The 8759-nt window shown below is 35.7% G+C and carries 9 protein-coding genes and 1 riboswitch; of the genes, 8 read left to right on the top strand and 1 reads right to left on the bottom strand.

Annotation, left to right across the window (positions count from 1 at the left end):
• Positions 1-115: 115 nt before the first annotated feature.
• Positions 116-388: a DUF3055 domain-containing protein gene (locus U473_RS09310; protein WP_068725620.1), complete on the bottom strand. Its 273-nt coding sequence runs from the start codon at positions 386-388 to the stop codon at positions 116-118.
• 238 nt (positions 389-626) lie between these two features.
• Positions 627-736, top strand: a riboswitch (SAM riboswitch).
• Positions 737-933: 197 nt separating this feature from the next.
• On the opposite strand from U473_RS09310, the gene U473_RS09305 reads away from it, so the two are divergent.
• The 8 genes from U473_RS09305 to U473_RS09270 all read left to right on the top strand — a co-directional run bounded on the left by U473_RS09305 (position 934) and on the right by U473_RS09270 (position 8758).
• Positions 934-1965 (top strand): methionine ABC transporter ATP-binding protein, encoded by a 1032-nt coding sequence (locus U473_RS09305; protein WP_068725618.1) that lies wholly within the window; start codon positions 934-936, stop codon positions 1963-1965.
• Complete coding sequence (locus tag U473_RS09300; protein WP_068725616.1) at positions 1955-2617, top strand: methionine ABC transporter permease; 663 nt, start codon at positions 1955-1957, stop codon at positions 2615-2617. Before U473_RS09305 ends, U473_RS09300 begins: the two co-directional genes overlap by 11 nt.
• A gap of 17 nt (positions 2618-2634) precedes the next feature.
• Positions 2635-3471 (top strand): MetQ/NlpA family ABC transporter substrate-binding protein, encoded by an 837-nt coding sequence (locus U473_RS09295; RefSeq protein ID WP_068725613.1) that lies wholly within the window; start codon positions 2635-2637, stop codon positions 3469-3471.
• Between the two features lie 65 nt (positions 3472-3536).
• Positions 3537-4739, top strand: coding sequence for a M20 family metallopeptidase (locus U473_RS09290; protein WP_068725611.1), 1203 nt, complete (start codon positions 3537-3539; stop codon positions 4737-4739).
• 194 nt (positions 4740-4933) lie between these two features.
• Positions 4934-5917 (top strand): LacI family DNA-binding transcriptional regulator, encoded by a 984-nt coding sequence (locus tag U473_RS09285; protein ID WP_068725608.1) that lies wholly within the window; start codon positions 4934-4936, stop codon positions 5915-5917.
• A gap of 17 nt (positions 5918-5934) precedes the next feature.
• Entirely contained in the window at positions 5935-6849 is a 915-nt protein-coding gene (gene rbsK, locus U473_RS09280; RefSeq protein ID WP_068725606.1) for a ribokinase, read from the top strand.
• A complete protein-coding gene (rbsD, locus tag U473_RS09275) occupies positions 6846-7241 on the top strand; it encodes a D-ribose pyranase (protein WP_068725604.1) in 396 nt (131 codons plus the stop codon). Before rbsK ends, rbsD begins: the two co-directional genes overlap by 4 nt.
• A gap of 14 nt (positions 7242-7255) precedes the next feature.
• Complete coding sequence (locus tag U473_RS09270) at positions 7256-8758, top strand: sugar ABC transporter ATP-binding protein (protein ID WP_068725601.1); 1503 nt, start codon at positions 7256-7258, stop codon at positions 8756-8758.
• Position 8759: the final 1 nt, after the last annotated feature.

Raw genomic sequence — 8759 nt, 5'->3', positions numbered from 1 at the left:
AAGCCCTCACCTCTAAGCGAAGCGTAGGTGGCGGGTAGTTCACTAAAACCTCCTAATCAACTGTATTATTGTAATACAAATTGGAAAAGGAGGTAAAGATACAAATTTTTCATCATCAATAATATTGAATTAAATAGTCATAAAGATCTTTTGCTTCTTCTTCCGTGATTTGATAAGCTTCTTCTAAAAAGCCTGGTTCTTCTAAATCATCTTTGCCAATAATCGCGGTTATACCAGATTGAATATTGATCACTAAATTTTTACCGTAAAAACGACCGGTGTGAATGATGGCCAAATCAAACTTTGAATTTGAGGCACCAACAAAGCTAATATATTTAATCTCTGTTTTTTCTGTTTCTTCATAAAGGACAAACATCTTCTCATTCATCTAGTTTCAATCCTTTCGCTGGATATTTTCACAAGTATTATATCAACTTTTTCCTTTAAATATGAAATTGGGGGTTTTTGTAAGTGAACTTGAAACAATTGGAACCTAAATCTTTAGGGTAGATCGGAAAAAGAAAGGGTTTTGGACCAAAAAAGTTTTGTGATGAATTTATGTTGACAATTGTTTTTTCATGCTTTAATATACTAGTCATTCCAAGTAAAAAATTGAATAGCAAATCTTCTTATCCAGAGAGGTGGAGGGACTGGCCCTTTGAAACCTCGGCAGCGGGTTCTCCTTATGAGAATACTGTGCCAATTCCTGCAAGCTTAAAAGCTTGGTAGATAAGAAGAGTGTACTCATTTTGTATGTGAACCCTCTTCTTATCGTGTGTAAGAAGAGGGTTTTTTAATGTTAAGGAATGTATAACTTTCTTTTCATTATTGGAATGGGATCCCGCAAAAGTAATCGGAATATGCAATGAACAAAAGCGTCACTTTTGTGGGCTATCTTACATGTCTAAATTGTACAGAAGAAGGAGGATCGAGATGATTAAATTAGAAAATATAACGAAAGTCTATCATAGTGGTGGACAAAAGATTGAGGCCTTAAAAGGAATCAACTTAGTTGTTGAACATGGAGAAATCTTTGGCGTGATTGGTTTTAGTGGAGCAGGTAAAAGTTCACTACTTCGCACCGTCAATTTGTTAGAAAAACCAACAACTGGGAAAGTCATCGTAAAAGATCAAGATTTGACTAGTTTATCTAAAGCAGAATTAAGGAAGGCAAGACAGAACATTGGTATGATCTTCCAACATTTTAATCTATTGAACTCAAGAACTGTTTTTGGCAATATCGCTTATCCCTTGAAATTAGCAAATATGCCAAAAGAACAAATCAAGAAGAAAGTAGAAGAATTGTTAACATTCGTTGGATTAGAAGATAAAGCAGACTATTACCCTGATCAATTATCTGGTGGTCAAAAACAACGGGTTGGGATCGCAAGGGCACTGGCCACAGAACCTGAAGTATTATTATGTGATGAGCCTACTTCAGCACTTGACCCGCAAACAACGATGTCTATTCTTGAATTATTAAAGCGAGTTAATCGCGAATACAATATCACCATTTTGATGATCACTCATGAAATGAATGTGATTCGGGAAATATGTGATCGAGTTGCAGTGATTGAAGATGGTCAGATTGTGGAACAGGGCAGTATTTTTGAGGTGTTTGCCACACCAAAAACTCAAACTGCAAAAAACTTTGTAAGTACAGTAATGCATGATGAAATTCCTCAATCAATTAAAAAACTTCTTGAAAACCAAGATGGTGAAAGACAAATCCATCGCATTGTTTTTGTAGGAGATACGGCAGGAGAACCCATTTTATCTCAAGTTTCCAAACGGTTTAATGTTGATATCAATGTATTATTTGGTCACATCACAGAATTACAAGAGGTTCCATTTGGTAATTTGATTGTGGAGTTTCGTGGAGCTCAATCGGAAATTAACAGAGCGATCATGTATCTAAATCAATCAACCGTAACGGTAAAAGAGGTGTTGGCAGATGCAAGTTGATTGGAATAACCTTTGGCCAAAAATTTCTGAAGCCTTGGTAGAAACTTTAACTATGGTTGGTTTTTCTTTAGTCTTTGCACTTTTTATCGGTTTTCCATTGGGGATAGCTCTTGTAGTCACGAGAAAAGGGAATCTTTTGGAAAATACAGTCGTATTTACGATTTTAAATGCGATTATCAATGTGTTTCGTTCGGTTCCCTTTATTATTTTAATGGTTGCAATCATTCCGCTTACTCGTTTGATTGTAGGAACCTCAATCGGAACAGCAGCAGCTATTGTTCCACTGGTTTTTTATTCAGGACCTTATATTGCTAGATTAGTTGAACAATCTTTATTAGAAGTTGATCCAGGAGTAATTGAAGCAGCAGAAGCAATGGGTGCAACACCTTGGCAAATTATTTTTACTATCCTTCTACCTGAAGCGCTAGCATCCATTGTCCTTGGCATTACGATTGCTATTATTGGTTTAGTAGGGGCATCAGCAATGGCAGGAGCTGTTGGTGGAGGTGGCCTTGGAGATTTGGCCATTGCCTATGGTTATCAGCGGTTTGAAACGGTGATCATGTTCGTTACAGTAGTTTTATTAATTATTCTTGTTCAAGGATTCCAAAGTCTTGGAAATATATTATCTAGAAAAATTAGAAGAAGATAAGAAAGGGGAAAACAAATATGAAAAAGACATTAGCAATGATTTTATTCTTTGTTTTAGCAATTGGGAGTGTTTTAACAGGTTGTAGCTCTACTGAAACAGCTGGAGAAAAAGAAGTGACGATCAAAGTAGGGGTTAGTAGTGGGGATCGAATTTGGCCATATTTGAAAGAAAAAGCTGCAAAAGAAGGAATTAATATTGAAATCGTAGAGTTTTCCGATTATGTCCGTCCAAATATGGCATTAGCTGACGGAGATATTGATTTAAATGCATTTCAAACTTACGCATATTTTGTAGATTTTATTAAAACAAAGAATTTAGATTTGGCTCCACTTGCCACAACTTTAATTGCTCCTATGGGGCTGTATTCAGATAAATATAAATCCCCAGAAGAGATTCCAAATGGAGCTGAAATTGCAGTACCAGATGATGCAACCAATATGGGTCGCGCATTGCTTTTGCTACAATCCGCTGGCTTGATTAAGCTAAAAGATGGTTTTAATGGAATTGGTGATTTAGAAAGTATTGTTGAGAATCCAAAAGGTATAAAAATTACGCCATTAACCGCAGGACAAACACCAAGGGTTTTACCTGATGTGGCTGCCTCCGTCATCAACAATGGTTATGCAACAGAGGCAGGATTTAACCCTGTAGAAGATTCCATTTATTTAGAGGATAAAACAGCCAAACCTTATATCAATATCATTGCAGTTCGTTCAGAAGATAAGGATAAAGAAGTATTTAAAAAAATCGCAGAACTTTATCAACAGGATGATGTAGCAGAATTTATTAAAAACACATATAAAGGTGCCATTATTCCAACCTTTATTCCAGTGAGTGAATTAGAAAGTAAATAACCTTTAACCTTGGAGTCAATTGAAGAAAATGAGCGGATTAAATGTAGGAGAGGAGCCTAGATAACATGGTTCAAAAAGACACAAAATATAGAGAACAAATTCTTCAATTTGTAGACGGTGAAAAAGAAAAATACATCACTATTAGTCATCAGATTCATGCCAATCCTGAGATTGGTAATGAAGAATTCTTTGCATCAAGTCTATTAACAGAAACATTAGAAAAAGAAGGTTTTATTGTGGAAAAAGGAATGGCAGGTCATAAGACCGCCTTTCTCGCTCGAAAGAAATCTAGTAAAGGAGAAGGGGCTACTATTGGTTATTTAGCAGAATATGATGCCTTACCTGGACTTGGTCATGCCTGTGGTCACAATATTATAGGAACTACAAGTGTTGCAGCAGCGATTGCTCTAAGTAAAGTGATCGATGAGATTGGAGGAGAAGTAGTCGTATTGGGGACCCCTGCTGAGGAAGGAGGACCAAATGGAAGTGCAAAAGGCAGCTTTGTAAGAGAAGGGTTGCTACAGGGAATTGATGCCTGCATGATGGTCCATCCTTCTAATCGAACAAGTATAACGGGTTCATCCTTGGCAGTAGACCCCTTAGACTTCGAATATATAGGAAAACCTGCTCATGCAGCTGCTTCACCTGAGGAGGGTCGTAATGCGTTAGATGGCGTGATTCAATTGTTTAATGGAATCAATGCCTTACGTCAGCATGTTCCAAGTGATGTTCGGATTCATGGCATCATCACACATGGCGGGTATGCACCAAATATTGTCCCTGAATATGCCAAGGCACGTTTCTTCATTCGAGCAGCAACAAGGGAAACTTTAAATGAAGTAACAAACAAAGTAAAGGCTGTAGCTGAAGGTGCGGCACATGCAACTGGAACAAAAGTAAATGTGATTGCTTTTCAAAATCCAGTAGATAACCTACTTTTTAATCGTCGCTTTGATCGAGTATTTCAAGAACAATTGGAATCGCTTGGAGAACAAGTAGATACGACGGAACGAAAAGGGCTAGGATCAACAGATACAGGCAATATCAGTCAAGTGGTGCCAACCATTCATCCCTATATTAAAATTGGTCCATCTAACCTTGTTGGGCATACGGTAGCTTTTCGTGAAGCTGCTTGTTCAACTGAAGGAGATCAAGCGTTAGTCCTAGGCGCTAAAGCATTAGCTTTAACAGGTTTACAATTACTTGTAGATGAAAGCCTGTTACAAGAGATAAAAGAAGAATTCAAGCAAAGAAAAGCAATAAATTGAAAAAGCTAAATCTTTTGGTAAGAGATGAAAGAAGGGCTGTCCCAAAAGTCTTATAGTAGACTGAGGAAAGCCCTTTTTATTTAGAAATTAGTCATTGACTTCAAACCTATTTATGATTTAAAATAAACATGTAACCGGTTACATATTATTTTTTTTTAAAAATATATGTAACCGGTTACACAAGGAGGGTGAATATGACTACTATCAGAGATGTGGCTAAACATGCAAATGTTTCCGTAGCAACAGTATCTAGAGTTTTAAACAAAAATGGTTATGTAAATGAAGAAACCAAACAAAAGGTTTTAGAAGTGATTAAATCATTAAATTATAAACCTAATGCAGTAGCAAGAAGTTTATACAAAAAAAGTTCTAAAACATTAGGATTGATATTACCGGATATTACAAACCCCTTTTTTCCTGAATTAGCAAAGGCTGTAGAAGATGTCGCTAATAGAAGTGGTTATACACTTTTATTCTATAATTCGGAAGAACAAGTAGAGAAAGAACAGATCTATATTGAAAATTTGAAACAAAAATATATTGATGGAGTTATTCTAGCTACGAATTCATTAAATAAACAACAAGTTGAAGGATTGGAAATACCTATTGTTGTTGTAGATCGAGCAATAAATAAAAACATTCCAACAGTTATCACTAAGAACTATGAAGGTGGTAAATTAGCGACAAAATACTTAAAAGAAATTGGGTGCAGAGTGATTGCTCACATTAAAGGGCCTGATAGAAATATAAATGCTGAGCAAAGATTTAAAGGATATATAGAAGAAGTAAGCAATGAGCCATGGTTTCATGAAGAATTAATAATTCATGGGAATTACAACATGAGAACTGCAACTGAAGTAACAAAAAAATTATTGAATAAATTTCCTGAAATAGATGGAATTTTCGCAGGAAATGATGTAATGGCCGTTGGCGCAATTAAAGCTGCGCATCAGTTAGGTAGAAAAATACCAGATGACTTATCTATTATTGGTTTTGATGGTATTGCCTTAGGGGAAATGACAATTCCAGAGTTAACCACAATTGCTCAACCTATATATAGGATGGGTGAATTAGCAACACATATACTCATCAATTTAATTGAAGGAAAAGCAATTAAACAAACTTATTATGAATTGGATATACAACTAATTAAAAGAGAATCTACGAAAAGAGCTTGACAGCAAGGGGGATATGAATGAACAGACCAAAAATTACTGTAATTGGTAGTATCAATATGGATTTAGTAACTGAAACAATGGTCATTCCTAAGACGGGTGAAACTGTAATTGGGAAACATTTTTCAATGATTCCAGGCGGTAAAGGAGCAAACCAGGCTGTCGCAACTGCTAGATTAGGTGCAGAAGTCAGAATGATTGGGTGTGTTGGTGATGACCCTTTTGGAAAAGAGTTAATTTCTCACCTAAAAAAACAGGGAGTAATAATAGATAATATTGAGGTAATTACAGGACTAACTACAGGTACAGCTACTATAACAGTTTCAAAGGGAGATAATAGTATTATAGTTATACCTGGTGCAAATATTGCTTTAACACCAGAAAAGATTGAATTATTAGAAGATGTTATTGCAAAAAGTGATATTGTTTTACTTCAACTTGAAATTCCTTTAGAAACTGTGATGAAGGCGGCAGAGATTGCGAAAAAATATAAGATTCCGGTCATTCTAAATCCAGCACCTATAAAGCCTCTTCCTGATCAGTTAATTCATTTAATTGATTACATTACACCAAATGAACATGAATTAATGTATTTTTTTGATTCTTCAGTTGAAGACTTACATTCTTTTATGAAAAGAAGAGGAAGTCAGTTTATTGTAACCAAAGGAGAAGATGGTGTCTATTTTTACCAGGATGGTGAATTGATACACATTCCAGGATATTCTGTTGATGTCGTTGATACAACAGGTGCTGGTGATTCATTCAATGGTGCTTTAGCCGTTGGATTAAGTAAAGGATTAGATTTAAAAGAAGCATGCAAATATGGGAATGCAGTTGGTGCATTGTCAGTTACAAAATTTGGAGCGCAAAATGGTATGCCAACGCAAATAGAAGTAGAGCAATTTTTACGTACTAGAGGGGAAGAAAAAATATGAAAAAGCGAGGCATTTTAAATAGTGAAATTGCAACGGTTTTATCTAAAATGGGTCATACTGATATGATCGTTATTGCTGATTGCGGCTTACCCATTCCCGATGAGGTTAAGCGGATCGATTTAGCCTTAGAACAAGGTCTTCCAAGTTTTCTCAAAACTTTAGATGTGATTTTAGAAGATATTGTAGTTGAAAAGGTTACCTTGGCACATGAGATCAAGGATCAAAATCCAACACTAGACCTTGAGGTTAAAAAAAGATTTGATCAACAAAAACTAAATTATCTTAGTCATGAAGAATTAAAAGAGTTAACAAAAAGGGCCAAAGCTGTAATCCGAACTGGAGAAGCAACACCATATGCCAATATTGTTTTACACGCAGGTGTTATCTTCTAAAAGGGGGAGAAAAAATGGAAAATCAATCAAACCAGCTCCTTATTGAAATGAAAGGGATTTATAAATCATTTTTTCATGTAAAAGTTTTGGAGAATGTTGATTTTTCTATATGTTCAGGAGAAGTCCATGCCCTTATGGGAGAAAATGGCGCAGGAAAATCTACTTTAATGAAAATTTTAACTGGAATCTATCAGAAAGATGCAGGGGAAGTTTTTGTTAGGGGAAAAGCAGTTCATTTTAAGGGCCCAAAGGAAGCAGAACAAGCTGGAATTGCTGTCATTCATCAAGAACTAAATATTATTCCTCACCTTACTGTCGCAGAAAATATGTTTTTAGGAAGAGAACTAAGGTTAGTGAAAACTGGAATTTTGCGCAATAAGGAGATGAAACAAAAAACTGAAGAATACCTAAAACGATTAGGAATTGAGATTGACCCAGATATACCTGCAGGTGAATTATCTGTTGGAATGCAACAAATGATAGAAATCGCCAAGGCAATCTCTCTCAATGCAAAGGTTATTATCATGGATGAGCCCACTGCTGCACTAACAGAAAAAGAAATTAAAACTTTATTTACCGTCATTCGACAATTGAAGGATCAAGGGGTAGGAATAGTTTATATTTCACATCGCATGGAAGAAATTTTTACAATATGTGATCGAATTACTGTTTTGCGAGATGGTCAATATATTGGAACTAAACTCATTTCTGAGGTTCATTTAGATGATATTGTAAAAATGATGGTAGGGAGGCAATTAGGAGAACGTTATCCCAAAAGAAATGTTCAAATTGGAAAAGAACGCCTTCGTGTAGAAGGTCTAACAAGAAAAGGGAAGTTTCAAAACTTATCTTTTGAGGCTTACGAAGGAGAAATCATCGGAGTTGCTGGCTTAATGGGAGCTGGACGAACAGAGATAGTGGAGGCCATCTTTGGAATAAATAAAGATGGTGGTGATATTTATGTCGATGGGCAAAAGATAAAGGTTCAAAGTCCTTATGATGCTATTGCTTCTGGAATTGGTTTTGTAACAGAAGATCGTAAACAAGAAGGATTGGTGTTAGGGCTATCGGTAAGAGAAAATCTTGTCCTTCCAAATTTAGATCGAATCTCAACTAAGTCAATCGTTAATAACAAAATAGAAGAAGCTTTTGTTGATGATCTTGTTGGAAAATTATCTATCAAAACATCTGGTCACGAACAGGTTGTAAAATCATTAAGTGGTGGAAACCAACAAAAGGTTGTAATTGGTAAGTGGCTAGGTATTAACCCGAAGATTTTGATTTTAGATGAACCTACTCGGGGAGTAGATATTGGAGCAAAGAAAGAGATTTACCATATCATGAATCAGTTAACTGAACAAGGGGTAACCATTATTATGGTTTCATCTGAACTTCCTGAAATACTGGGAATGAGTGATCGGATTATTGTAGTTCATGAAGGGCAAATAACTGCAATATTAACTCAAAAAGAAGCAGATCAGGAAAAAATCATGTATTACGCTACTGGAGGAAAATAAA

Origin of the sequence: Tepidibacillus decaturensis (genome assembly GCF_001561915.1) — a bacterium.
Classification (GTDB): domain Bacteria; phylum Bacillota; class Bacilli; order Tepidibacillales; family Tepidibacillaceae; genus Tepidibacillus_B; species Tepidibacillus_B infernus.
This window is presented reverse-complemented; position numbering and strand designations above follow the sequence as displayed.